The sequence below is a fragment of the Flavobacterium sp. ZT3R18 genome (genome assembly GCF_007097385.1).
Classification (GTDB): domain Bacteria; phylum Bacteroidota; class Bacteroidia; order Flavobacteriales; family Flavobacteriaceae; genus Flavobacterium.
In genome coordinates this window covers 16932-42323 of sequence record NZ_VJZS01000030.1, presented here as the reverse complement: position 1 = coordinate 42323, position 25392 = coordinate 16932, and the positions used below count along the sequence as shown (strand labels likewise).

The window sequence follows — 25392 nt, the reverse complement described above, 5'->3', positions numbered from 1 at the left end:
AAAAAAAGAGCAGCTCTTTATAAAGAAATAAGGGTGAAAAAAAATATTAAAAAAGCCGCATAATTGACACCCCACCTGTCGGGTCTAAAATTTGATTCTTCAAAATTAAATAAAAAACTACTTACTATTGATTATTTTAGAATTTAAAAAATGGTAGTACCTTAGCACCTTAGTAACTTAGCACCTTTTCCATTGAAATCGCCATAAATCAAAAAGTATAACTAAAAATGGCGATACCATGTTCCTTTAAGAAAAAATAGAATCTTCACATGAAACAAATCACTTCCATCCAAAATCCTTTTATAAAATCCTTGGTATTATTGCAAGAAAAAGCAAAAGCGCGCAAACAATCGGGAACATTCTTGATTGAAGGAAAACGTGAAATTTCATTAGCTTTAAAAGGTGGATATGAAATAGAAACGATTTTGTTTTTACCCGAAGTTTGTTCGGAAACAGAAACCCGAAAGCTATCGAATAACGCTGAATTGATAGAAATCAACAAAGACGTATATCAAAAACTGGCGTACAGAGATACTACCGAAGGAGTTTTGGCTGTAGCCAAAGCCAAATCGACGCAATTATCTGATTTACAATTATCCGAAAATCCATTGATTCTTATTGCCGAAGCTCCCGAGAAACCAGGAAATATTGGTGCCTTATTGCGCACCGCCGATGCGGCTAATCTAGACGCAGTAATTATTGCCAACCCAAAAAGCGATTTGTACAACCCAAATGTGGTTCGCTCCAGCGTAGGTTGTTTGTTTACCAATCAGATTGCAACGGGAACGACCACCGAAATTATTGCTTTTTTGAAAGAACGCAACATCAATTTTTATTGTGCGACTTTACAAAATTCGACTTCGTATCACACCCAAGATTACACTACTCCTACCGCTCTTGTTGTAGGTACGGAAGCTACAGGACTAACACAAGAATGGCGTGATGCCGCAACCCAAAACATCATTATCCCCATGCAAGGCGAAATAGACAGTATGAATGTTTCCGTAGCCGCAGCTATTTTGATATTTGAAGCTAAGAGACAGAGAGGTTTTTGATTGCAGATTTTAGATTGCAGATTTTAGAATTTGGATTGAGAAATTTAGATTGAGAGTTTTAGATTTAGTAATATAGACATCAAATTAATTACATTGAAAACATGAAAAAAGTCAGCATTTCCCTTTTAGTATTTCTTGCATTTAGTATTTCTTCTTTTGCTCAAATTTCAGATCAAGAAGTGGATAATGTAGTCAATCGAGCTTTAACCGCCTTCAATGTTCCCGGAATTGCGGTAGCGATTGTAAAAGACGGAAAAGTGATACTGGCAAAAGGATACGGAGTAAAATCAATTCTAACCAATGAAAAAGTGGACGCCAATACTCTTTTTGGGATTGCTTCCAACAGTAAAGCTTTTACAAGTGCTGCCTTGGCAATGCTAATAGACGAAGGCAAACTAAAATGGGATGATAAAGTCATTACTCACCTACCCAATTTCAAAATGTACAATGATTATGTGACCAATGAATTTACGATTCGGGATTTATTGACTCACAGAAGCGGTTTGGGTCTTGGAGCAGGAGATTTGATGATTTGGCCTGACGGAAGCAATTTTACAGCACAGGATATTATTCAAAATTTGCAGTATTTAAAACCTGTTTCACCTTTCAGGACCCAATTTGATTACGACAATCTATTGTACATCGTGGCTGGAGAAGTAATCCACAAAGTGAGCGGTATGAGTTGGTGTGATTTTATTGAAAACAGAATTATGAAACCATTGGATATGAAAAACAGTGCGGCTTCGTTTGTTCGCTTAAAAGATACCAGCAATGTTATCGCACCTCACGTACCAATGGGCGGAAAACTGAAAGTGATCTCAAGATACAAAAACCAGATTCTCGATGCACCGGGTGGAATTTACTCTAGCGTAAACGACATGAGCAAATGGGCAATTATGCAATTGAACAACGGAAAACATGGCTCTGAAAACCAACAATTATTCTCCGAAAAAGAACATAATGAAATGTGGAGCCCTCAAACCATTATTCCAATAAACACAAAACCTCCTTATAATAGCCACTTTAGCTCTTATGGATTAGGCTGGTTTTTGAGCGATGTAAAAGGATACAAACAAGTCACACACACGGGAGGTTTAGAAGGAATTGTCACTCAAGTAACCTTATTTCCTGAATTGAATTTAGGTATTGTGGTATTAACCAATCAACAATCTGGAGCTGCTTTTAGTGCGATAACCAATACCATAAAAGACAGTTATCTAGGCATAAAATCCGAAGATTATGTTACTGTTTATAGCAATCGCGTAAAAGCCAGCGAAGAATCGGCAGATAAAGTAACCGATGAAGTTTGGGCAGTGGTAGTCAAAAACAAAAAAGACAAAATCAAAATCGACTTCAGCAACTACATCGGTACTTATAAAGACAATTGGTTGGGCGAAATCACGATTAGCGAAAATAAAGGAAAATTGCTTTTTGCCTGCAAGCGTTCTCCTCAACTTTCGGGAGAATTATTCTTTTACAAAGAGAAAAACTTAGTCGTAAAATGGAACAACGTTTATTTCCATGCAGATGCCCATTTGTTTTTTGAATTTGATACAGCAGGAAAAGCAATTGCAATCAAAATGAAACCGATTTCAGAGTCGACTGATTTTAGTTATGATTTTCAGGATTTGGATTTTAAAAGAAGCTAGAATATAGATATTAGAGAGTTGTGCACAAGCAATGAAAACAGAAACATGAGAGAGAATCCTGAAATAAAAATGAATTGTGACGTTCCTCAACTTTGGTTCGAACATAAAAATGAATTACGGAATTTTATTCTGAAAAGGGTAAAAGATAATGATTTGACTGATGATATTCTGCAAGATGTTTTGATTAAAGTCTACAACTTTTGCATTTCAAAATCTGGGGTAAGTAATATTAGAAGTTGGCTTTTTCAAATTGCACAAAATACAATTACAGATCATTACCGAAAAAACTCAAAGAATATATCTCAAGACACTATTAATGAAATAATTGAAGAAGATGAAAACTTAGCATTTTTTGACGCAATAAATTACATCAAACCAATGCTTGAATTTCTGCCAAAAGAATATTCTGAACCATTAAAACTTGCTGATATTGATGGAATCAAACAAGCCGAAATAGCAAAAAAACTTAATTTAACTTTAACTGCAACCAAATCTAGAATTCAAAGAGCAAGAAAGTTATTAAAAGCAGAATTTATAACTTGTTGTAATTTTGAAACTGACAAATCTGGAAACATTATTTCCTTTGAAATTAAGGATAGCTGCCTACCATTACAAAAAATAAAAAATAATTTATAAAAACCTTGCGTCTTTTTCTTTTGCTTTTCGTCTTGATTATGATATTAATTTTAAATCATAAAAAAATGAAAAGATTTCACGTTCACGTTAGAGTAAAAAATTTAGACGAAAGTATTTTGTTTTACAATGCATTGTTTAATACTGAGCCAACAGTAAAAAAAGATGACTATGCAAAATGGATGCTTGAAGACCCAAGAATTAATTATGCCATTTCAACTGGCCATTCCGAAAGTGGAATTGAGCATTTAGGTTTGCAAGTTGAAAAAGAAACAGAATTGCAAGAAGTATATAAAAATATGCAAAATGCAAAAGGAACAGTAACCGAAGAAGCCGATTGCACTTGTTGCTATTCAAAGTCACAAAAAAGTTGGATTACCGATCCACAAGGAGTTGATTGGGAGGTTTTCTTAACCCACGGAACTGCAACTGTATATGGAGAAGGAATAAATGCAAGACCAGCCCCCGAAGTAATGGAACACTGGACTGGAAATGATGCTAAAAAGGCATAAAAAAAGTAAAAAGTGCATTTCTATGAGATGCACTTTTACTTTTTATTATAAATAGAAAAATGATAAAAATATTAGGTGCTTTGCTTGCACACACACGGGCAATTTGCCAATAGAAGGGCATAGCCATTTTTGAAGAGCTAGTTGTTTTTTTCTACACTTACATCTCCAAGCCTATGAACCTTAGATGAATTCTTTATCCCAAAATCTAAATTCTAAAATCTAAGCTCTAAAATCCGCTCTCCTCCTTGCATATCTTCTAATAAATACTTATTTTTAAGAATTGAACCATGCCGTTATGATAGAAATAGATATAGAAAAAGAGAACAAAGCGATTGCGCAAGAATACAAAGAGTTACTTCGAATCAGTTACCAAACCCTAACCACCGAAGATAAAAAGCTGATTCGTAAAGCATTTGACGTTTCCGTAGAAGCCCATAAAGACCAACGCCGGAAATCCGGAGAAGCGTATATATTCCACCCAATCGCTGTTGCAAAAATTGTGGCCGCCGATATCGGTTTGGGCGCAACCTCTATTGCCGCAGCCTTAATGCACGATGTTGTCGAAGATACTCCGACTACCGTAAAAGACATTGAGCGTTTGTTCAATCCCAAAGTAGCTCAGCTAGTAGAAGGATTAACAAAAATCTCTATGGTTCAAAAGGATCTAAATGTATCCATGCAAGCCGAGAATTTTAGAAAAATGCTCCTAACGCTTAATGATGATGTTCGTGTAATTTTGATAAAAATAGCCGATAGATTGCACAACATGCAAACTATGGATTCTATGGAAGCGTACAAGCAAGAGAAAATTGCTTCCGAAACCTTGTACATCTACGCACCATTAGCCCACCGCTTAGGGCTTTACAAAATAAAAAACAAACTAGAAGATTTAGGTCTAAAATATACCGAACCCGATATTTACAATGACATTGTAAGCAAAATTAGGGAAACCAAGGAAGAACAAGATGCCTATATAAAAGACATTTCGGAAATCCTTAAAACTTCATTAGACGCAGAAGGAGTCGACTATATTATAAAAGGAAGACCAAAATCGATTTATTCCATTTACCGAAAAATGACCACTCAAAACGTAGGTTTTGATGAAGTCTATGACAAATTCGCCTTACGCATCGTTTACAAATCGAATCCGCACGACGAAAAATTCCTGGCCTGGAAAATATACTCTATTGTTACTGACCATTACAGACCCAGTCCAAGCCGATTACGCGACTGGATTTCCTCTCCTAAATCCACAGGTTACGAGGCCTTGCACATTACTGTAATGGGGCCAAAAGGTCGTTGGGTAGAAGTCCAAGTGAGAAGCGAGCGCATGGATGAAATTGCCGAAAAAGGATACGCCGCACATTACAAATACAAAAACGGAGCCACCGAAGAGAATGGTCTTGACGTTTGGTTGAATCTACTAAAAGAAGCACTGGAAAACTCGGAAATAAGCGCAGTCGATTTTGTGGAGGATTTCAAAATGAATCTGTACTCCAAAGAGATTTATATTTTTACCCCAAAAGGAGAAATCAAATCATTACCAAAAGGTGCTACGTCCCTAGATTTTGCTTTCAGCATCCACTCCGAAATTGGAATAAAAACAAGAGGAACAAGAGTAAACGGCAAATTAGTTCCTTTAAATTACGAATTAAAAAGCGGCGATCAAGTCGAAATCATTACCTCTCCCAATCAAAAACCAACCATCAACTGGCTGGATTACGTAACGACTTCGAGAGCAAAAAATAAAATCCGAAATGTCCTCAACGAAGACACCAAGAAAATTGCCGAAGATGGAAAAGAAATCCTTACCCGAAAACTGAAACACCTTAAAATCAGCCTAAACGAATCAACTATTAATGAGTTGGTCAACTTTTTTAAATTAAAAACAAGCTTAGATTTATTTTACAGAGTGGGCGTTGGATCTATCGAAAATCAACAACTGAAAGATTATGCGGTTCAAAAAAGCAACACCTTAATCAACTTTTTCAAAAACAAAATAAAACGCTCCCACACCACTTCTGATGTCGATATCCACAGACAAGTCATCAGCAGCAATTATGATATGCTCGTTTTTGGCAAAACACAAGACAAACTCGATTACAAATTATCTTCCTGTTGCAACCCTATTCCAGGGGATGAAGTTTTTGGTTTTGTGACCATCAATGACGGAATAAAAGTACACAAAAAAGATTGTCCGAACGCCTTGGCAATGCAGGCCAATTACGCTTACAGAATCATGCAAGCCAAATGGATTGACTCCACTCAACAAGACTTCAAGGCCACCATAAACATCATGGGAATGGACACTTTGGGACTCACAAACGAACTGACAAAAGTGATTTCAAACAATATGAACGTCAACATTCAAAGCATTTCATTGAGCGGAGATGCAGGAATTTTCAAAGGACAAATATCCGTCATCGTACCCAATATTACCATTCTGAAAAAATTAATAGAGAACATCAAAAAAATTGACGGAATCGACAAAGTAACACGAGTTTACAAAAATTAAGACCTAAAAATAACGATAACATCCTTAATTGTTAAATTCCAAAAAATAAAAACCAAAAACTTCCCTCCAAATAAATAGTTTCAAAAACATTTGGGCGTGCCACCATTAGGAAAAGAGGCTCACTTATAGCACCGCCTATTTGGCCTCTTTCCCTAATGCTGTCGGGCTATCCACGCTACAAGGTAGCCAGCTCCTATCCCTCACGCGCTAAACCACACGATTACAATACACAAAAAACATTCGTATCTCAAGACATTTCAATCCTAAAAAAGAGTTGAATACAATAATTTAAAACTTTAATTTTTTATACTTTTAAAATAAAAAATTATCTTTGCAAGATATGACACTCATTTCCACAGATAACAACAAAAATCAAGAGATTGTAAAAAATGTTTTTACGATGTATCTCGAAAACAAAGGACATCGCAAAACTCCTGAAAGATATGCTATCCTTCAAGAAATATACGAAAGCGAAGAGCATTTTGACATCGAGAATCTGTATCTCAAAATGAAAAACAAAAACTACCGTGTCAGTAGGGCTACCCTTTACAATACCATCGAATTACTGCTGGATTGCGCCTTAGTTCGCAAACATCAGTTTGGACAGAATCAAGCACATTACGAGAAATCCTATTTCGACAAACAACACGATCATATTATTATGACCGATACTGGTGAAGTAATTGAATTTTGTGACCCACGAATTCAAATTATCAAAAAAACCATCGAAGAAATTTTTGATATCGAAATCACCAATCATTCCCTATACTTATACGGAAACAAGAAAAAAGCAAACACAGAAAATACACAAGAAAATTAACTACAAATAAAACATAGAATGACTGTAGATTTATTATTAGGATTACAATGGGGAGACGAAGGAAAAGGAAAAATTGTTGACGTTCTTACATCAAATTATGATATAATTGCTCGTTTTCAAGGAGGACCAAATGCAGGTCACACTTTAGAATTTGACGGAATAAAACACGTTCTTAGAACTATTCCATCAGGGATTTTCCATAAAACCGCAATAAACATTATTGGAAACGGAGTGGTAATTGACCCCGTAGTTTTTCAAAAAGAAATTGAAGGTCTTGCCAAATTTAATTTGGATATCAAAAGCAAATTAATCATTTCGAGAAAAGCACATTTAATTTTACCAACACACCGCTTACTGGATGCCGCTTCTGAAGCATCTAAAGGAAAAGCAAAAATTGGTTCTACCCTAAAAGGAATTGGACCAACGTACATGGACAAAACCGGTAGAAACGGAATCCGTGTTGGCGATATCGAATTAGAAGATTTCGCAGACCGTTACAGAGCATTGGCTGACAAACACGAAGAAATGATCAAATTCTACGATGTTAATATTCAGTACAATTTGGCTGAAATGGAAAAAGAATTTTTCGAATCTATCGAAGAATTAAAAAAATTAGACTTCATTGATAGTGAAGAATATTTAAACCAAGCTCAAAGAGCAGGTAAATCAATCCTTTGCGAAGGTGCTCAAGGATCATTACTAGATGTAGATTTCGGAACATATCCTTTCGTAACTTCATCAAATACTACCGCAGCCGGTGCTTGTACTGGTTTAGGAATTGCTCCAAACAAAATCAAAGAAGTGTACGGGATTTTTAAAGCTTACGTAACACGTGTAGGTAGCGGACCTTTCCCAACTGAACTTTTTGACGAAGATGGTTCAACTATGGCCAAAGTAGGAAACGAATTCGGATCGGTTACCGGAAGACAAAGACGTTGCGGATGGTTGGATTTAGTGGCATTAAAATATGCAGTTCAAATCAACGGTGTAACCCAATTAATGATGATGAAAGGCGATGTCCTTTCTGGTTTCGAAACCTTGAAAATCTGTACTGAGTACAATTATAAAGGCGAGAACATTTCGCATTTCCCTTACAACATCGAACCGGAGAATGTAACTCCAGTTTTTAAAGAATTCAAAGGATGGCACCAAGATTTAACTGGCATGACCACTTACGATCAATTACCTATTGAATTAAAAGAATACATCGAGTTCATCGAAAAAGAAGTAGAAGTTCCTATAAAAATTGTTTCTGTTGGACCAGACAGAAAACAAACAATACTTAAATAATACAACTAACGCTCTGAGAATTCAGAGCGTTTTTTTTTAGCACTCAAAATAATACTCATGAACAATCCTAAATACAAAATTCAAAAAACAGAATTGCTGTCTAACAACTGGTACACACTGAATAAAGTTACAGTAGATTACCAAAAAAAAGACGACACTTGGGACACGCAAGTACGTGAAGTATATGACAGAGGCAATGGAGCCGCTATCTTATTGTATAACAGAATTAAAGGAACCGTTATTCTAACCCGACAATTTAGATTGCCAACCTATTTAAACGGAAACAAAAGTGGTTTATTAATCGAAGTTTGCGCTGGATTGCTGGATGAGGACAATCCAGAAGCTTGCATCATCCGGGAAACAGAAGAAGAAACAGGATATCGCTTGCGTTCGGTCAAAAAGGTTTTTGAGTCCTATATGTCCCCCGGTGCCGTAACCGAAATTCTGCATTTTTTTATCGGCGAATACGACACCAGTATGAAAGTAAGTTCAGGTGGCGGACTAGAACACGAACATGAAGAAATTGCTGTTATCGAAATCCCTTTTGATCAAGCTTATGTAATGATAGCAGCTGGCGAAATAAAAGACGCCAAAACCATTATGCTATTGCAGTATGCCAAAATCAATAATTTGGTATAATTTAAAAACAAACAGCATTTAATTTTAACCATATAAGAAATATAAGGTCATTTAAGTTAGGGTATAAAAAGCAACAACTTATATGTTCTTATATTTCTTATATGGTAAACCTTTCCACAATAACTTATCCTAACCATCTACTTACCAAATCATCAAACATATTGCAATACAAAGTACCAAAACAGTAAGGTTATAAATGAAATTGGTATTCCAAAACCAATCATCATACTACTCAACCTTGGCTTTAATCCATAAGTAGAAGCTAATATACAGCCCGTAATCATAGGCGCCATAGCCGATTCCATAATAGCGACTTCAATATCCTTACCATGCTGATGCAGCACCACCACATATAAAAAAAAGATAATAGCCGGAGTTAAAACTAATTTATAAAACAACCCTAACCCCAGAAAATCCCAATGCATACTTCGTTTTTCAAAACGCAATTGCAAACCTACCGAAAGTAATGCCAAAGGAGTCACTGCACTACCAACCGACTTAAACAGTAATTGCCCCCACTCATAAAAATCAAACTGTAAAACATTCATCAAACAGGCGATACAGAAAGTGATGAACGGGGGAAAAAAAGCAATCTTTTTGGCAATTTGAAAACTATTCAGATTCCCCTTAGAATAGATTGTAGCAACTAAAACCCCCAACGTAGAAAGCACTACAAAAGAGCCTGGTTGATCTACTAAAATGGCTGTTTTCAGACCTTCTTCACCGTACAAAGCTTCGATTATTGGAAAACCCAAAAAAGAAGTATTACTAAGCCCGGCACAAACAATCAAGCAACCCGTCAATTTTCTGGACCAACCTAATCTTTTTCCCAAAAAACTAAAAAAGAAATACGAAATAACAAATCCTATCCAAGCCACTCCAATGGGAAACAGCAATTGATTGTCCCATTTAATTTTCGGAATATGATATAGAGCTAAAGCCGGAAGACAAATATAAATGACAATCCAATTTAAAAACTTATGAGTGTTTTGAGGTAATTGCTTTATATTTTGCAATATAAGACCTAGAAATAAGCAAACAAAAATGAGAATAAAATTGTTCATAGTGTAAAATAGAATTCAAAAATACCATTAAAATATTGCTTTTAACCCAAAACCAAACGATTAAATAAAAATGAACAACTAAATTATTCAACAAAAAATCAACAACAATTCAAAAATAAATTTTACATTTGCAATATATTTTATTACAGTATGCTTTCAGGTAAATTTGCCATTACAATACACATACTAACCTTGCTATCAAAATTTCCCGATGAGTATTTATCATCTGATTTTATAGCGGGCAGTATGAACTTACACCCTGTTTTGGTAAGGAAAGAAATATCAAATCTTAAAAAAAATCATATCGTAGAAAGTAAAGAGGGAAAAAATGGAGGTACACGTTTATTGAAATCTTCATCAAAAATCACTTTAGATGCTATATTTAAAATGACTTTTGATACCGTAACATTAGGTTTTTCAAAAAACGAACCCAATCCAGATTGTCCTGTAGGCAAACAAATTAATAAAAATTTAGAAAATTTATATGACGGTATTAATCAAACGATAAGCTCGCAATTGAGCGACATTACACTTGAAGATTTTTCAAACAAATTTTAAGACTATTTTTTTAAACTAAACTGTAACTTTTTTTATTACCTTTAAATACTATTATTATGAAAATTGCACTTATCGGAGCTACCGGATTTGTAGGCTCCAACATTCTAAACGAATTAACAAACAGAAATCATGAGATTACTGCCATTGCAAGGAATCCAAAAACAGGATTGAATGCAAATTGGGTTGCTGCAGACATTTTTGATGCAGCTGCATTAGCCCAAATTTTGAAAGGAAATGATGTTGTAATAAACGCTTACAATCCTGGCTGGGCAAACCCCAATATTTACCAGGATTTTATCAATGGTTCCAAATCGATTCAAGAAGCCGTAAAAAAATCAGGAGTAAAACGATTTATAACCATTGGTGGCGCAGGGAGCTTATTTGTTGCTCCTAACTTACAAGCTGTAGATACTCCAGACTTCCCAAAAGAATATCATGCTGGAGCAACTGCCGCCAGAGATTTTTTGAATATCATCAAAGAAGAAAAAGAATTAGATTGGGCATTTTTCAGTCCTGCATTCGAAATGCACCAAGGAATTACCACAGGAAGAACAGGGAAATATCGACTAGGATTAGAAAACCCTGTTTTTGATGAAAATCAAAGAAGTATTTTATCCGTTGAGGATTTGGCAGTAGTCATCGCAGATGAAGCCGAAAATCCACAACACCGCCAAGTTCGTTTTACTGCGGCGTATTAAACTGCACTAACTGCTAAACAATAAAAACAGTTTCAGAGATTCATCTTTTGAAACTGTTTTTGTTTTGATTACTTTTACTTTCAAAAAGAATATTTTGTCTGCAAAGAAAACAAACCCAAGTGCTTTAAACGAAAAAGCTGGTATTTCGCCACCCGAAATGATCAGTACTAGCACCATTCAACATATCAAAGAGTCCAGAAAGAAACAACCTGCTGCATCAGAATTGATTGATGGCATTTTGAAAGGAAATATAACTGCGCTAAGTCGTGCCATAACTTTAATCGAAAGCACTAACATTACCCATTTAACCAAAGCCAATGAAGTTATCAATGGCTGTTTGCCCCATGCCAACAAATCGATCCGAATAGGAATCACAGGAGTACCAGGCGTTGGGAAAAGTACTTTTATTGAAGCTTTTGGTAAACAATTAACGAGTTTGGGCAAAAAAGTAGCAGTTCTTGCAGTTGACCCAAGTAGTACGATCTCGCATGGAAGTATTCTCGGAGATAAAACCCGAATGGAAGAATTGGTTAAAGACAAGAATGCGTTCATTCGACCTTCGGCATCAGGAGAGACTTTGGGAGGCGTAGCTCGAAAAACCCGAGAAACAATAACCCTTTGCGAAGCTTGTGGATTTGACGTCATCCTAATTGAAACCGTAGGTGTTGGACAAAGTGAAACAGCAGTTCACAGCATGGTCGATTTCTTTTTATTACTGAAAATTTCTGGTGCTGGCGATGAGCTCCAAGGAATCAAACGCGGCATTATGGAAATGGCAGATGCCATTGTCATCAATAAAGCCGATGGTGATAACATCAGAAAAGCACAATTGGCAAAAGTAGAATTCAACAGAGCCTTACATTTATTTCCCGCAAAAAAATCTGGCTGGATTCCAACTACTGCAACCTGTAGCGCCATAACTCAAGAAGGAATTGGTGCCGTTTGGCAAACTATTTTAGATTATCTCGATTTGGTAAATTCCAATCACTATTTCTTAGAAAAACGCAAAGAACAAAACCAATATTGGATGATGGAAACCATTGATGAACAATTAAAAACTCATTTCTACAATCAACCAGCGATCATTCAGCTATTAGATTCAACTAAAAAAGCGGTTCAAAATAATGAAATATCCCCTTTTGCAGCAGCACAAATTTTACTGGACAGTTATTTTAAAAAATAGCAGTTTTATTAAATTCCGTCAATTTAACAATTAAAAAAACTGCAAAAGCTGTCTATTCAACTTTTGCAGTCCTTCTATTGCATCAAAATATAATGCTATAAAAAATTATCCTGATACCATTGCACTTGTGCTTTCAAACCTTCGTACAAACTCGTTTTCGGATTGTAACCCAGTAATCTTTTGGCTTTGTCTATTACTGCTTTGGTTCTCAATTGATCTCCTGTCCTAGCCTCAACAATTTGCAGGTCAATTTTTTTATTTAAAATTTGCTCTACAATTTCAATTCCTTGCTGGGTTGTGTTTTCGTCTTCGGTTCCTAAATTGATGATTTCATTATTGACTAAATCTTCAGCCCCAATGACACTAACCACCCCATCTACGATATCTTGAACATAAGTAAAACTTCTTAAGTGATTCTCACTTCCCTTAAACAAAGGAAAAGAAACATTATTAAAAGCATTAGCAATCAATTTGGTATATAGTTTTTCAGGTCTTTCACGTGGCCCATAAACTGAATACAGTCTCAAAGAACAAGCTTTCAGTTGTCCTAATCTACTACTTGCCAAAACCAATTGTTCAGCTGCCAATTTAGTCACTCCGTAAAAAGAGGCTGGCAATGGAGCCACTGTCTCATCAAAAGTAGCATGAATCCCATAAATAGAAGAAGTAGCTATATTTACAAAAAGTGCTAAATTTTGATTTTTTAAAGCAAAATCGAGCAGGTTCTTTGTCCCAATTACATTGTTACTCAAATAATCCTCAAAACTGGAAGTGGCAGAAATACCTGGTTGCGCGGCAAAATGAAAAATATAATTGAAATCGGTTGGTAATGCTTGAAGTTGCTCGACAAATCTTAAATCAATCTTTTCAATTCCTATACCTTTTGCATTTAATACAGTCGCATTCAATTGTTTCAAAGATACATCATAGTAATCCGAAAAATTATCCAAACCAACTACTTCATATCCGAGGGATTGCAGTCGTTCTGCGGTATGTGAAGCAATATATCCAGCAGCACCAGTAACTAATATTTTCATATTCAAAAATTTATATATAAAAGTAAGAATAAACAATGCTATCTTTATAAAATCAATTAAAGTTTTAATGAAATCTTAAGTTGTTCATTCACAAAATAAAATACTTTTACACAAATAATATATAAAATGAATTTTGAATTAACAATCATCATACCCGTCTATAACGAGGAAGACAATCTTGATCGTGTGCATCAAGAAATGAAACAGTTCTTAACCATTGCTAAAAAAAAGACAAAAATCTTATTTGTCAACGACGGTTCCAAAGACAATAGCCAGTCATTAATTGAAAAAATCTGCAAGGATAACGAAGAATTCACTTTTATTTCTTTCGAAAAAAACGCAGGTTTAAGTGCAGCCATCAAAGCTGGTTTTGATTATACAGACACTCCGTGGGTTGGGTATATTGATGCCGATTTACAAACTGCTCCAGAAGATTTTAATATACTAATGGAACATACAGGAGCATTTGATCTGGTTACCGGAGTGCGATCCAACAGAAAAGATTCCTTCACCAAAAACATGTCCTCTACTATTGCCAATGGCATCCGAAGAGCATTTACAGATGACGGCATGGACGACACGGGCTGTCCCTTAAAAATAATCCGAACGGATATGGCTAAGAGAATCCCGATGTTCAATGGCTTACACCGTTTTTTACCTGCCATGATTTTATTACAAAATGGCAAAATCAAACAAACTCCAGTAAGACATTTTCCTAGAATAGCGGGTCTTTCAAAATTCAATCTTTGGAATCGATTATTGGGTCCCTTACAAGATTGTTTTGCCTATTTGTGGATGAAAAAAAAATACATCAATTATAGTGTTGCAAAACAAGGGTAATGAATAACATCATCATTTATTCCATAGGGTTCATTGCTCAAATTTTGTTTTCGAGCAGAATGATATTGCAATGGATTATTTCTGAAAAAAACAAAAAGGTACTAACTCCTGTTTTATTTTGGGAAATCAGTCTTTTCGCTTCCTTTTTGCTCTTTGTTTACGGTTATTTCAGACATGATTTTTCGATCATGTTGGGTCAAACCATTACCTACTACATTTATATTAGAAACATTCAATTGCAAAATGACTGGAAGAAATTACATGTCGTTTTAAGATGGTTTGTACTTCTTTTTCCATTTTTCATAATTGGATACGGTTACAATAACAATGTGATGGATATGGATTTCTTGTTTAAAAACGAAAAAATCCCACAATGGTTACTTTGGACAGGTATCATCGGGCAAGTATTATTTACATTACGTTTTGTCTATCAATGGATTTATTCTGAAAAGAAAAAAAGTTCCGTTTTACCATTAGGTTTTTGGGTCATCAGTTTGAGTGGATCTCTTATCATATTTATTTATGCCATAATTAGAAAAGATCCCGTATTATTAGCTGGTCATGCATTAGGTTTAGTTATTTATACTAGAAATATAATAATCATAAAAAAAGATGTCAAAATTAATTCATAATTATACTTTTTGGCTTTTTATAGTAGCCTGCTTGATGCTTTTTCCGCATTTAGATGTTATTGAAGTTAACATCATGGAAGCCCGAAACTTCATTACAGCAAGAGAAATGGCAACCAATAACCATTGGATACTCACCACTCTCAATGACTTACCTCGTTATGAAAAACCACCATTGCCAACATGGCTAACAGCCGTTTCCGGAATTATTTTTGGCTTTGACAGTATTTACGGCATGCGTTTCCCTGTTGTATTAATTACATTATTACTTGTATTTGGGGTTTATAAACTTTCTGAAAAATTAGGTTTATCAAAGCAACAAAACTTTCATAACGGACTGATTTTAATCACTTCTTTTTATATTTATTTTGCAGGAAGAGACAACCAATGGGACATGTACACCCATAGCTTTATGGTTGTTTGTATACTCTTTTTATGGGATTTATTGAATGAACCTAAGAAACCCTTATTTAATGCTGTAATGGCAGGATTGTTTTTTGGATTCTCCTTTTTAAGCAAAGGACCTATTTCGGTTTTTGCTCTATTAATACCGTTTTTAATTGCTTATGGATTTACCTATAAGTTTCAATTAAAAGGAAAAAAAATGTACCTCTTGCTAATTCTTGTATTAGGCATAATTATCGGTCTATCTTGGCCATTATATGTAAAATGGGCCGATCCTGCAACCTATTTAAAAGTCACCAAAATAGAAAGCAGTCGTTGGGGGAATTACAACACCAGACCTTTTTATTATTATTGGAGCTTTTTTACCCAAAGTGGCATTTGGACTGTTCCTGCCTTAATTGCGCTAATTTACCCGTATTTAAAAAACAAAGTCAGCAATTTGAAAGCCTATCAATTTACGTTGATATGGACATTAGCCTCTGTAATTTTACTTTCGATAGTACCCGAAAAAAAATCAAGATATTTATTGCCTGTTTTAATTCCGATGGCTTTAAATACTGGATTTTATATCGAATACTTGATTTCCAACTTCAAAAACATAACCTTAAAAAAAGAAAAAGGACTCGTATATTTTGCTTTTGGACTTATTGGGATCGTTTGTATTGCTATTCCTACGGTGATATTTATTAAAGTAAAAAACGATATTGTAGGATTTGAATTTTGGTTGATTGGCTTAACTTTATCTTTATTGACTATAGGCTATGTTATATTCACAAACCTTAGAAATAAAAAATTTATAAAAGTGTTCTATTCGGTAATTGCCGTACAAGTAGCCGTAGTAGTTTTTGGAATACCATTTACCAAGCTTATTTTAAAAAATCCTGATTACGCTGGTGCAAAAGATATTAGAAAAACAGAAAAAAGTTTGGGTGTTCGTACCTATGAAATAAATTCTTTTACTCCCGAAATAATATGGGATTATGGATTTAGTATGCCGATTCTATTAAACAAAGAAACCAACAAACTAAACTTACCTTTAGAAAATAAATTTGGTTTATTGGTTTCTAACTCTGACAGCATTGCTTCTAAAAAAGAATTTAAAAACTATACTTTAAAGAAGTTTTCGAATATTGATTTGAATCATGTTCCGTTAGATTCAAAAAAACACAACGACCGATTAACGAGAACATACTATATCGTTACGAAGAAATAATTATTCCTTCTCGTAACGTTCCATTTCTCTATCATAAAATTCATTGGCAAGAACGATAAGCCCTTCCATTTCGACATTCAACTCGGCTTCGTCTAGGTCTTCTGCTTCTTCTATAAACTCCACTTCATCGTCTTTCAGATTGATGATAAATCTGGGGTAATCCAAGTGAATGATAAAGATATCATCCGGAAAATCGGTATTGTCTCCTAGTAAAAATTTTGGTAATTCCATGTTTAAAAATTTAAGATATTAGAAAATAGAGAATAGAACAAAGACAAAAACACAGAACTTTTTTTTAAAAGTCTATCATCTATATTCTATTCTCTAAAAGTCATTTTAATTTATTTATCCGACAAAATAACGGGTGCACTTCCTTTTCCATTCATAAAAATAATTTTAGAATTTGGAGAAGCTGCCAACTCTTTTTGCGCTTTAATTTGTTCGTATTGCAGTTGTTTATCTGTTAAGCCAAGAGAAATAATTCGTTGGTAATCGGCTATACCTTGCGCTTCTACTCTTTTACGCTCGGCTTCCTGTTTTTCTTTTTGAAGTACGAATGTCATTTTTTGAGCATCTTGTTCTGCATTGATTTTACTTTCTATCGACGCTTTTACAGATGTTGGAAGATTGATATTACGTATTAATAATTGCTCCAGAACCAAACCTCTCAATTTAAAATCGGCTTCAATACTCTTAAAAATTCGCTGTTGAAATTCATTCCTTTTGGTAGAATACAAAGCCACGGCATCATAATAAACAGCGTTGTCACGAATACGGGTTCGAGTTACAGGACGAACAATTTTATCGGTATAATCTACTCCAATTTTCTTAAAAATAACTGGAGCATCGGTAGGAACCACGCGATACAAAACCGTCAAATCAATAACTACTTCCAGTCCATCATTAGACAAAACCCGAATGGCATCGTCCCCTTCTTGAGCTCCTTCATTATGAACGGCAGACATGGTGTAATTTTGAGTTTGAATATCAAATTCGGTTATATCTAAAAGTGGATTTATAACATGCAAACCACTTTCTAACACATCCGAATCTACACTTCCGTAAAGAGACTTCACTCCCACTTTTCCAGCATCTATTTGCTTAAACATCGAAGAAAAAAGTCCTAACAAAATCAAAACAACTCCAATAATGCTCAATAAACCCGAGAATTTAGAAAACGGATTGACATTGTTTTTTAATACAAATCCAAGAATCAGTAAAATTATTCCAAGAATAATAAATAGTATCATTTTTATAGTTTTTAATTGGTACAATGATTATACGAGAAAACCAATTATAAGTTACATTCTTACAAACACTTTATTTTTCTAAATTTTCTAAAACCAACTTTTTTGTCAAACGAGCAAACCGAATGTACAAAAACAAAGCTGCAGCAGTTAACCCTGCCAAAAGACCAATCCAGACACCAACCGCTTTTAAGTCTGTATATTTTCCTAAATAAAAAGAAATTGGAAAACCAATTACCCAATAGGCAACAAAGGTAATGTACATTGGAATTTTTACATCTTGCAAACCTCTTAATGCCCCCAAAACCACCACTTGAATTCCATCTGAAATTTGAAAAATTGCCGCTATCAATAATAATTTTGAAGTAATAAATATGATTTCTTTATTGTCTAAAACCTGAGCTGGATCGTTCATGTTTAAAAACAAATGAGGCAAGTAATTATGGAAAACAACGAAAATAATTGCAAAAAAAGCTTCAAGCATAACGGCTAATAAAAAAATGGAACGTGCCACAATTATCAAATTTTTATAATCATTCATCCCTTTAGCATGACTTACTCGAATCATGGCCGTAACACTCATACCCATAGCTACCATAAACGTTGAGGAAGCCAATATAAGCGCAATTTGATTCGCAGCCTGACTGTTTTTACCCAAAGAACCTGAAAGCCAGATTGCCGCGGTGAACAAAGTCACTTCAAACAGCATTTGCATGGCCGAAGGAAAACCAAGATCTATAATTTTTTTAAGGATTGATTTTTTTATTTCTTTAAAAGTAAAGTTTTTAAAATACTGTTTCATAACCGCATTGTGCTTCATGAGATAATGCATAAAAACCACCATCATAATTCTAGAAATCACAGTTCCCAAAGCTGCTCCTATAACTCCTAGTTTTGGGAAAATCCAAAAACCGTAAATCAACACATAATTAAAAATAACATGCACCACATTAGCCAAAATAATCGAGTACATGGAATATTTGGTCAAGGACAATCCATCTGCAAATTGCTTATACCCTTGATAGATTACTACTGGAATTAAGGAAAAAGCAACCCAATCAATATAGGGTGCTGCTAGTGCAACCACCGCTTGAGGCTGATCCATAAAATACATTAATTGTTTTGACAACACCGTCAAAATAAACAACGACACTCCAAGAATGGTGCATAATAACAAGCCATGGTGAAAGGTAGTTCTAATTTTCTTATCGTTCTTCTCGGCATCAGCTTCGGCTATCAAAGGCGTTATTGCGGTAGAAAAACCCATCCCAATTGCCAAAGCCAAAAAGATAAAACTATTCCCCAAAGAAACGGCTGCCAACTCGGTTGAACCCAAATTCCCAACCATATAATTATCTACAATTCCTATCAGAGTATGACCCAGCATCCCTAGAATTACAGGATAAGCCAATTTAATATTATATGAGAATTCTTTGGTGTATTGTTCAACGTTCACTTTTTGTTTTTTTTTGACAAAGATAAATAGAAGCTTTCAATTGCATCAATAGTATTAAAAATATAACATCCCTTTCTTTCGTATTTTTTACGTAAATGAAGTAATTCTACAATAGTGTGTCATAATTCTGTAACAATTCCAGTAAACCCGAACCCTACATTTGTCCTGTTGTTTTGAAACAAATAAACAGAACAATCAAAAAATAAATAGTAACTAAAATCTCAATTATGAAAATTACAGAAAAAATTAAAGTGTTATTCGTATTCGCAATTGCACTATTATTTGCAAACAATTCTCAAGCTCAAGAAACAAAAAACTATGAACAAGGATTCCGAGTAGGAATTGGTCTCAACGGAGGACTTCCAACAAACAATGACACTTATGATTGGTCGCTGGGTGGCGATGTTCGCCTTCAATATGATTTCTCTAAAAAGACATCTGTGACACTTACAACCGGTTTCACCAATTTATTCATCGATCCAAATGTAAACGATTTAGGTTTTATTCCCGTAAAAGCTGGTTTTAAAGCTTTCGTATGGGAAGATCAATTTTATATTATGGGCGAAGTTGGTGGTGGTTTTGCTGTAACAAACGGTTATGACGAAAACACTTATATCTGGTCACCTGGTATTGGATACGTTAATAAAGCCATCGATGTAAGTTTACGCTATGAAGCATACACTGAATACGATACAGATCAAATTGCATTGCGAGTTGCATATGGTTTCAAATTATAAAACATAATTATCCAAAAAAATGTCCTGAAATTCAGGACATTTTTTGCTTTATCAATATTTTTTATCGGTCAAGGTCTTCATAAAAGCTATTAGTTGTTTCTTTTCTAATGGTGTTAAATTCAACTTATCGGTTGGCAAAGTTTGATTGGACAAATTAAAACCTAAACCTTGTCCGCCACCAAGATCATAGAAATTAATCACTTCTTCTAAAGTTTTAAAAATACCATTGTGCATATAAGGTCCCGTTAATGCAATGTTTCTAATTGTTGGAGTTTTAAAGGAATAGCGATTTACTTCGGCATTTGTCAAATCAAATTTCCCTGAATCAGCATCTATCTTTTTGTTTTTTCCGGGAACCCCGAGAACTTCACTTTCTGATCTATCAAAATTAGGAGGAACCGTTCCGTTTGTTAGCGGAATAAAATGACAAGTCGCACATTTGGCTTTACCAGCAAAAAGGTTAAAACCGGCAATTTCATCCAAATTAAATTTATCTTCTCCTCTAATATACCCATCAAATCTAGCATCATAATTACTCAAAGATCGAATGTAAGAGGCTAGCGCATTTTTGATAGCAAAAGCAGAAATTTCTTTGTTTGGAAATGCTTTCTCAAAATCGGCAGCATATTTTTTACTCTTTTTTAAATCCGAAACTGATTTCTCCAAAGACCCGTGCATTTCGTTCTCATTTGTAATTACGGCAACCGCCTGATCTTCGAGATAATTTACTCTAGAATCATAAAAAAAGCTGCGTTGAAAAGCAATATTGGAGAGTGTCGGCGTATTCCTTTTTACCATTTTCATACCATCCAATGAAACTGCTTTTTCTAAACCATCCGTAAACGCCTTATCAGCATTATGGCACGAAGCACAGGAACGAGTATTATTTCCAGACAAAATGGGATCATTAAACAATAATTTTCCTAATTCTATTTTCTCTTTTGTCGTTTTATAATCCGGGAATCCCGAAAAAGCTTCGGGATCAAAAGCCTTTTTGTCAAATAAAGTTTGAGCCGTCACTCTTAATCCTCGGCTTTCTTTAAAAAATGGTATTTTGAGAGCCAACTGCGTTCTATAAATCGCCTTACTCAAAGGATTCAAATACTTTTTGATAAAATAAGCTCGGTCAAACTCATTAAACTTCGAATTTTTATTCAAATAGTTTTTGCCTTCTTTTATAATTTTTAAAGCAGTCCCATTTTGATTATCCTCCCCATAAATTACAAGTTGTTTTTCTATTGTTTCCAATGAGGTTGTGGCTTCAGCCAAAGAATTCAGAGCAATGGGAGAATCAAATCCCGTTATTCCCAAAGTAATAATTCTAAAAACTTCTAAACGCATCGCATCAAAAACAGAAGAATCAGTTAAGTCATTCGTTTTCGAAACCATTTCTAAGCGATACAAATTGGCGTTAAGAATACCCATTTCTTCTACAACATCTTTTTTAGTGCTCTTATCATACCCCGGAAAAAGATATTCTTCAATAACTTGAAGCCCCGCAGGAGGAACCGTAATCCCCTCATCATCTTCATACTCCTCTAGAGCTGGACCGTTTATTGATTTTGAAACTGTCGGGAAGTAATACTCACTAATAGACTCAATTCTTTTATAACTTTGATGCGCTTTCAAAAATTGAGTTTGCAGTTCTTTTTGAGTTGCATCAATTACTACTAAATGCTGCAATTGAGCAACGTCTTTTTGCAAAATAGTTAAATCTATCTTGTATAAATCATTGATTTGTTCGGCATTTGATTTAGAATTTGAACAATAAAACAGTAAAAAAAGAATAAAAAGAAAGAAAATATTTTTCATAAAATGATTTGAATGTAAAAAACAGAAACCACGGTTTCAAAAAAATGAAACCGTGGATTTCTGAAAAAAAATTAAAATTTATCTCGCTAATCCTTTGATTAAAACAATTTGACTCGCTTGATCTTCTTTCGGACGACCGTTTCCTCCATCTATGTTTTTATATTTTTCACCTGACCAAGAATGAGGCTGAACACTTAGTAAGAATGTATCATCAATTCCCAATTGTTCTGAAACATCAATTAATCCACCATACTCCCAATCTCCAAATTTAGAAGTTCCTCCTACATTATACTTTGCAGCATCTATTGCAGTACGACGATGGTCTAATTCAACAACTACTTTTAGCTGTTTTGTAGCAATATTATATTGATAGATATAGCCATCGTGAGTTTCATCTCCATATCCGTTTGCATCTTCTTCAACATACACATAGTTTTTTGTCACACAAATATTATCCGGATTTTGAAATTTCCCTGCAATTCCTGAACGATCGTCTCCGTCAAGAATCACTTGTAAAGTTCCAGCTAATGGGTTTGCAGCATCCAAATTTAGTTTGTAAACTCTACCATATTTTGTTCTAGACGCATCTGCATTTGTTTTAACGATATCTTGCCCCGTAACATTAAAATAGATTTCACGATCAGCAGCATCACCACCTTTTCTATAATCTAAATCTTCAACTCTACCAAATTTGATAGCCGATAATGTATTTACCGAAGCATTGATTTGAGCACCAGTCAAAGTAGTATGATTTTCTATTTTCACAAAAGAAACGGGATAATCCTTCCCGGTAACCATGTCTTTTTCTCTTTGGTTACCATCTGTTCTTTTCATCATATACAAAGAACCGTTTGTAAGATCCCCAACCGTATTAGCCACGTACATAAACAACTGACCTCCATAAGTTCCAGAATCGTCATCTCCAATAACTACAACAGTTTTACCTGCGAATGCTGATTTTTTTAAAGGCAAAGCATTTTCGGCACTTAAACGCCCAAAACCTGATAACTCTTTAGAAACACTTGCTTCTCCTACATCTCCATAAGGATTCAAAGCATGAGTGCGAGACTCTTCTCCAGATTCCCCACAAGTTAAATACGTTGGTCCAAAACCATGCTCTGCCGGTGTAGCCATTGTAGCGCCACATAATCTCCATGTTCCACCTTTAGAATTCAATAAATATTCTCCTTTTACAGGTTTGAATGTTTTGTCTAATGTTATTCTAGATACCGAAAAGTTATCTTCATGATTTACTAAGAATGTAAAAGTTCCATCTGTATTTTTTAACAAGCCTGATCCATCTGCTGAACCTCCAAAAACAAAATTTGGACTCCCTGCCAAAACATCGTCAGAACTAATAAGAGAAAATAATTCTAGTTTCTCAAAACCAGCTTGCTTTTTTAATAAAACAGGAGTTACCGATTGATTTGTTGCCAAAACGGTACTGTTAATAGGATTTTCTTCTTCATTTTTATCATTGTTACATGATACTAATGATGCTACTGCAAGCATCGATAGAATAATTTTTTTCATTTGGTTAATTGTTATAATTTTCATCGCAAAGAAACCTTGATATTATAAACTGAAAATGAATTTAATATTATCAAAACTTAAATAAAAACTGATTAAATTCAAAAACCGAAACAATAAATTTACATTGCCTCTTTTTTCTGTTTTGGGCATACAATTAAAATTTCACCAGCCATAAACATCATAAGAAATTTTTTATATTTGCACCTTCAAGTTAAATAATTAAGAAGCTGTTCCTGCTATACGTTACAATCTTTGCTTGCTTAAAGAAAGCAAGCAAAGGATTTCCACTACTCCCGATAGCTATCGGGACAGAGCTAGGCTTGCCTTTATCAAAATAAAATCATGGAAAAATTCACATTAGAGCTTATATTTCAAATCATCGGAATCGGTTCTGCATCAGGTTTACTATATAAAGACAATACTTTACTTGTTATAGGCGACAATAGCGGTTTTCTTTATGAATACTCCATAGATTCAAAAGACTTAAAACGTCATTCTTTACAGGAAAATTCAATGGAAAATACACCCAAAAAAGACAAATCCGACTTTGAAGCCATTACTCATTATGGAGATAGCGTGTTTGTTTTTGGTTCCGGTTCCACCGAAAATCGAAATAAAATGATCCGAATTGATTCCAAAAACAAAACAATTCTCGAGAAAACCGATTTAACCGATTTGTATACTGTCATGCAAAGTTTTGGCGAAATAAAACCAGACGATTTCAACATTGAAGGAGCAATTTATAATGGAGAAAGTTGGTTTCTTTTCAATAGAGGCAACGGAAAATCGAAAAAAAATGTGGTTTTTACCATTCATGGAAAAAACTTAACGAACGAATTCAATATCCTTTCCAACCATTACAAACTACCCAAAATAAAAGGAGTTAGAAGCAGTTTTACCGACGCCATTTTGGTTGACTCTAAAATTTATTTTTTGGCTACAGCCGAAGATACCAACTCTACTTACAAGGACGGAGAAATTCTAGGAAGCTGCATCGGTCGCATCGATATTGAAACCATGAAAATTGATTTCATCGAGAAAATCAGTGATTCCCATAAATTTGAAGGCGTTACTTTGTATTCAAAAAACAACGAAACAATCGAGTTTTTACTTTGCGAGGATAATGACACCTCCGATTTAAAATCTAATATTTACAAATTAAAAATATCAGTTCAACATTAAATAAAAACAAAAAAAATGAATCCAATTCTAAACAAGAATCTTTTTCTAATTAAGGAGCATGTAGGGATGTTCAAAGCCGCAAATAATTATGACATTTATGATCCCGAAAACAACCAAATAATACTGAATTGCAGAGAAAGCAGTCTTGGAATTTTTACAAAAATCCTCCGATTTACGAAATACAAAACTATGACACCTTTTAACGTAGTCGTAAGCACAACCGCTGGCGAAAAAGTTTTGAGTGTAAAGCGTGGTGTAGCATTTTTTCGTTCGGATGTTGAAGTTTACAACGGAAAAGAACAATTAATTGGTTATTTCAAACAAAAATTTTGGTCTTTAGGCGGTAAATTTGAAGTAGTAGACAAAAACCTAAAACCAGTTTGCTTGCTACAAGGAGAATGGACAGGATGGGATTTTAAATTCACAAAAGACACTACCGAATTGGCGCAAGTGAGCAAAAAATGGGCAGGAATAGGCAAAGAGTTTTTTACCAGTGCCGATAATTATGTGCTTCAAATTAAAGAAACCGTAACAGAAAACGACACTGACAGACAATTAATTATGGCTGCAGTAATGTGTATTGACATGGTTTTGAAAGAGAGATAAAAATCATTCAATAAAAATAACTATTCAGCCTACAGCAAATTAACGTAGGGTAAAAAAAAACATGTATTACACGATTTTA

Annotated in this window: 24 protein-coding genes; 17 read left to right on the top strand and 7 right to left on the bottom strand. The window is 34.6% G+C overall.

Annotated features, from left to right (window positions below; genetic code table 11):
* The first annotated feature begins 269 nt into the window (after positions 1-269).
* The 8 genes from FNW52_RS19385 (at position 270) to nudK (ending at position 9113) form a co-directional block, all read left to right on the top strand.
* Entirely contained in the window at positions 270-1055 is a 786-nt protein-coding gene (locus FNW52_RS19385) for an RNA methyltransferase (RefSeq protein WP_116763652.1), read from the top strand.
* Between the two features lie 101 nt (positions 1056-1156).
* The gene (locus FNW52_RS19380) at positions 1157-2704 is read left to right on the top strand and encodes a serine hydrolase (RefSeq protein ID WP_143379124.1); all 1548 of its coding nucleotides are present in this window, start codon (positions 1157-1159) and stop codon (positions 2702-2704) included.
* Between the two features lie 45 nt (positions 2705-2749).
* Positions 2750-3340: an RNA polymerase sigma factor SigZ gene (gene sigZ / locus FNW52_RS19375; RefSeq protein ID WP_143379123.1), complete on the top strand. Its 591-nt coding sequence runs from the start codon at positions 2750-2752 to the stop codon at positions 3338-3340.
* A gap of 65 nt (positions 3341-3405) precedes the next feature.
* On the top strand, positions 3406-3849 hold the full coding sequence (locus tag FNW52_RS19370) for an ArsI/CadI family heavy metal resistance metalloenzyme (protein ID WP_143379122.1): 444 nt from the start codon (positions 3406-3408) through the stop codon (positions 3847-3849).
* Positions 3850-4144: 295 nt separating this feature from the next.
* Positions 4145-6364 carry a bifunctional (p)ppGpp synthetase/guanosine-3',5'-bis(diphosphate) 3'-pyrophosphohydrolase gene (locus tag FNW52_RS19365; RefSeq protein ID WP_143379121.1) on the top strand — a complete coding sequence of 740 codons (2220 nt, stop codon included), beginning with the start codon at positions 4145-4147 and terminating at the stop codon, positions 6362-6364.
* 340 nt (positions 6365-6704) lie between these two features.
* On the top strand, positions 6705-7184 hold the full coding sequence (locus FNW52_RS19360) for a Fur family transcriptional regulator (protein WP_143379120.1): 480 nt from the start codon (positions 6705-6707) through the stop codon (positions 7182-7184).
* Positions 7185-7202: 18 nt separating this feature from the next.
* Positions 7203-8474, top strand: a complete 1272-nt coding sequence (locus tag FNW52_RS19355; protein ID WP_143379119.1) for an adenylosuccinate synthase — start codon at positions 7203-7205, stop codon at positions 8472-8474.
* A gap of 57 nt (positions 8475-8531) precedes the next feature.
* Positions 8532-9113 carry a GDP-mannose pyrophosphatase NudK gene (gene nudK / locus FNW52_RS19350; protein WP_143379118.1) on the top strand — a complete coding sequence of 194 codons (582 nt, stop codon included), beginning with the start codon at positions 8532-8534 and terminating at the stop codon, positions 9111-9113.
* Between the two features lie 152 nt (positions 9114-9265).
* Here nudK and FNW52_RS19345 read toward each other — a convergent pair whose 3' ends face one another.
* Complete coding sequence (locus FNW52_RS19345) at positions 9266-10177, bottom strand: AEC family transporter (RefSeq protein ID WP_143379117.1); 912 nt, start codon at positions 10175-10177, stop codon at positions 9266-9268.
* A gap of 150 nt (positions 10178-10327) precedes the next feature.
* Between FNW52_RS19345 and FNW52_RS19340 the strand changes: the two genes are divergently transcribed.
* From FNW52_RS19340 to meaB, 3 genes are all read left to right on the top strand, one after another.
* Entirely contained in the window at positions 10328-10735 is a 408-nt protein-coding gene (locus FNW52_RS19340; RefSeq protein ID WP_143379116.1) for an Rrf2 family transcriptional regulator, read from the top strand.
* Between the two features lie 56 nt (positions 10736-10791).
* Positions 10792-11433 carry an NAD(P)-dependent oxidoreductase gene (locus tag FNW52_RS19335; protein ID WP_143379115.1) on the top strand — a complete coding sequence of 214 codons (642 nt, stop codon included), beginning with the start codon at positions 10792-10794 and terminating at the stop codon, positions 11431-11433.
* 94 nt (positions 11434-11527) lie between these two features.
* On the top strand, positions 11528-12616 hold the full coding sequence (meaB, locus tag FNW52_RS19330) for a methylmalonyl Co-A mutase-associated GTPase MeaB (RefSeq protein ID WP_255515659.1): 1089 nt from the start codon (positions 11528-11530) through the stop codon (positions 12614-12616).
* A gap of 95 nt (positions 12617-12711) precedes the next feature.
* Here the strand turns inward: meaB and FNW52_RS19325 are convergent, their stop codons facing one another.
* The gene (locus FNW52_RS19325; protein WP_143379114.1) at positions 12712-13653 is read right to left on the bottom strand and encodes an NAD(P)-dependent oxidoreductase; all 942 of its coding nucleotides are present in this window, start codon (positions 13651-13653) and stop codon (positions 12712-12714) included.
* Between the two features lie 126 nt (positions 13654-13779).
* Here FNW52_RS19325 and FNW52_RS19320 point away from each other — a divergent pair, with 126 nt between their 5' ends.
* From FNW52_RS19320 to FNW52_RS19310, 3 genes are read left to right on the top strand one after another with little or no spacing between them, the layout of a single operon-like run.
* Entirely contained in the window at positions 13780-14493 is a 714-nt protein-coding gene (locus FNW52_RS19320) for a glycosyltransferase family 2 protein (protein WP_143379113.1), read from the top strand.
* Positions 14493-15125, top strand: coding sequence for a lipid-A-disaccharide synthase N-terminal domain-containing protein (locus FNW52_RS19315; protein WP_143379112.1), 633 nt, complete (start codon positions 14493-14495; stop codon positions 15123-15125). The genes FNW52_RS19320 and FNW52_RS19315 overlap by 1 nt, the downstream gene beginning before the upstream one ends.
* Positions 15106-16740 (top strand): glycosyltransferase family 39 protein, encoded by a 1635-nt coding sequence (locus tag FNW52_RS19310; protein ID WP_255515658.1) that lies wholly within the window; start codon positions 15106-15108, stop codon positions 16738-16740. The genes FNW52_RS19315 and FNW52_RS19310 overlap by 20 nt, the downstream gene beginning before the upstream one ends.
* On the opposite strand, the gene FNW52_RS19305 is transcribed toward FNW52_RS19310, so the two are convergent.
* From FNW52_RS19305 to FNW52_RS19295, 3 genes are all read right to left on the bottom strand, one after another.
* Positions 16741-16971: a hypothetical protein gene (locus FNW52_RS19305; protein WP_143379111.1), complete on the bottom strand. Its 231-nt coding sequence runs from the start codon at positions 16969-16971 to the stop codon at positions 16741-16743.
* Between the two features lie 110 nt (positions 16972-17081).
* Positions 17082-17990: a prohibitin family protein gene (locus tag FNW52_RS19300; protein ID WP_143379110.1), complete on the bottom strand. Its 909-nt coding sequence runs from the start codon at positions 17988-17990 to the stop codon at positions 17082-17084.
* Positions 17991-18060: 70 nt separating this feature from the next.
* Positions 18061-19443 carry an MATE family efflux transporter gene (locus FNW52_RS19295; protein WP_143379109.1) on the bottom strand — a complete coding sequence of 461 codons (1383 nt, stop codon included), beginning with the start codon at positions 19441-19443 and terminating at the stop codon, positions 18061-18063.
* Between the two features lie 227 nt (positions 19444-19670).
* Here FNW52_RS19295 and FNW52_RS19290 point away from each other — a divergent pair, with 227 nt between their 5' ends.
* Positions 19671-20180 carry a hypothetical protein gene (locus FNW52_RS19290; protein WP_185966042.1) on the top strand — a complete coding sequence of 170 codons (510 nt, stop codon included), beginning with the start codon at positions 19671-19673 and terminating at the stop codon, positions 20178-20180.
* Positions 20181-20231: 51 nt separating this feature from the next.
* On the opposite strand, the gene FNW52_RS19285 is transcribed toward FNW52_RS19290, so the two are convergent.
* Together FNW52_RS19285 and FNW52_RS19280 are read right to left on the bottom strand one after the other, a co-directional pair.
* The gene (locus FNW52_RS19285; RefSeq protein WP_143379107.1) at positions 20232-21992 is read right to left on the bottom strand and encodes a cytochrome c peroxidase; all 1761 of its coding nucleotides are present in this window, start codon (positions 21990-21992) and stop codon (positions 20232-20234) included.
* A gap of 78 nt (positions 21993-22070) precedes the next feature.
* Positions 22071-23525, bottom strand: coding sequence for a hypothetical protein (locus tag FNW52_RS19280; protein WP_143379106.1), 1455 nt, complete (start codon positions 23523-23525; stop codon positions 22071-22073).
* 342 nt (positions 23526-23867) lie between these two features.
* Between FNW52_RS19280 and FNW52_RS19275 the strand changes: the two genes are divergently transcribed.
* Both FNW52_RS19275 and FNW52_RS19270 read left to right on the top strand, forming a co-directional pair.
* A complete protein-coding gene (locus tag FNW52_RS19275) occupies positions 23868-24707 on the top strand; it encodes a hypothetical protein (RefSeq protein ID WP_143379105.1) in 840 nt (279 codons plus the stop codon).
* A gap of 15 nt (positions 24708-24722) precedes the next feature.
* On the top strand, positions 24723-25313 hold the full coding sequence (locus FNW52_RS19270; protein ID WP_143379104.1) for a phospholipid scramblase-related protein: 591 nt from the start codon (positions 24723-24725) through the stop codon (positions 25311-25313).
* Positions 25314-25392 lie beyond the last annotated feature (79 nt).

Bases quoted from the DNA above. Each gene is read 5' to 3' on its own strand.
- FNW52_RS19385 (WP_116763652.1), top strand. From the start codon at position 270: ATGAAACAAATCACTTCCATCCAAAATCCTTTTATAAAATCCTTGGTA.
- FNW52_RS19380 (WP_143379124.1), top strand. From the start codon at position 1,157: ATGAAAAAAGTCAGCATTTCCCTTTTAGTATTTCTTGCATTTAGTATT.
- sigZ (WP_143379123.1), top strand. From the start codon at position 2,750: ATGAGAGAGAATCCTGAAATAAAAATGAATTGTGACGTTCCTCAACTT.
- FNW52_RS19370 (WP_143379122.1), top strand. From the start codon at position 3,406: ATGAAAAGATTTCACGTTCACGTTAGAGTAAAAAATTTAGACGAAAGT.
- FNW52_RS19365 (WP_143379121.1), top strand. From the start codon at position 4,145: ATGATAGAAATAGATATAGAAAAAGAGAACAAAGCGATTGCGCAAGAA.
- FNW52_RS19360 (WP_143379120.1), top strand. From the start codon at position 6,705: ATGACACTCATTTCCACAGATAACAACAAAAATCAAGAGATTGTAAAA.
- FNW52_RS19355 (WP_143379119.1), top strand. From the start codon at position 7,203: ATGACTGTAGATTTATTATTAGGATTACAATGGGGAGACGAAGGAAAA.
- nudK (WP_143379118.1), top strand. From the start codon at position 8,532: ATGAACAATCCTAAATACAAAATTCAAAAAACAGAATTGCTGTCTAAC.
- FNW52_RS19345 (WP_143379117.1), bottom strand. From the start codon at position 10,177: ATGAACAATTTTATTCTCATTTTTGTTTGCTTATTTCTAGGTCTTATA.
- FNW52_RS19340 (WP_143379116.1), top strand. From the start codon at position 10,328: ATGCTTTCAGGTAAATTTGCCATTACAATACACATACTAACCTTGCTA.
- FNW52_RS19335 (WP_143379115.1), top strand. From the start codon at position 10,792: ATGAAAATTGCACTTATCGGAGCTACCGGATTTGTAGGCTCCAACATT.
- FNW52_RS19325 (WP_143379114.1), bottom strand. From the start codon at position 13,653: ATGAAAATATTAGTTACTGGTGCTGCTGGATATATTGCTTCACATACC.
- FNW52_RS19320 (WP_143379113.1), top strand. From the start codon at position 13,780: ATGAATTTTGAATTAACAATCATCATACCCGTCTATAACGAGGAAGAC.
- FNW52_RS19315 (WP_143379112.1), top strand. From the start codon at position 14,493: ATGAATAACATCATCATTTATTCCATAGGGTTCATTGCTCAAATTTTG.
- FNW52_RS19310 (WP_255515658.1), top strand. From the start codon at position 15,106: ATGTCAAAATTAATTCATAATTATACTTTTTGGCTTTTTATAGTAGCC.
- FNW52_RS19305 (WP_143379111.1), bottom strand. From the start codon at position 16,971: ATGGAATTACCAAAATTTTTACTAGGAGACAATACCGATTTTCCGGAT.
- FNW52_RS19300 (WP_143379110.1), bottom strand. From the start codon at position 17,990: ATGATACTATTTATTATTCTTGGAATAATTTTACTGATTCTTGGATTT.
- FNW52_RS19290 (WP_185966042.1), top strand. From the start codon at position 19,671: ATGAAAATTACAGAAAAAATTAAAGTGTTATTCGTATTCGCAATTGCA.
- FNW52_RS19285 (WP_143379107.1), bottom strand. From the start codon at position 21,992: ATGAAAAATATTTTCTTTCTTTTTATTCTTTTTTTACTGTTTTATTGT.
- FNW52_RS19280 (WP_143379106.1), bottom strand. From the start codon at position 23,525: ATGAAAAAAATTATTCTATCGATGCTTGCAGTAGCATCATTAGTATCA.
- FNW52_RS19275 (WP_143379105.1), top strand. From the start codon at position 23,868: ATGGAAAAATTCACATTAGAGCTTATATTTCAAATCATCGGAATCGGT.
- FNW52_RS19270 (WP_143379104.1), top strand. From the start codon at position 24,723: ATGAATCCAATTCTAAACAAGAATCTTTTTCTAATTAAGGAGCATGTA.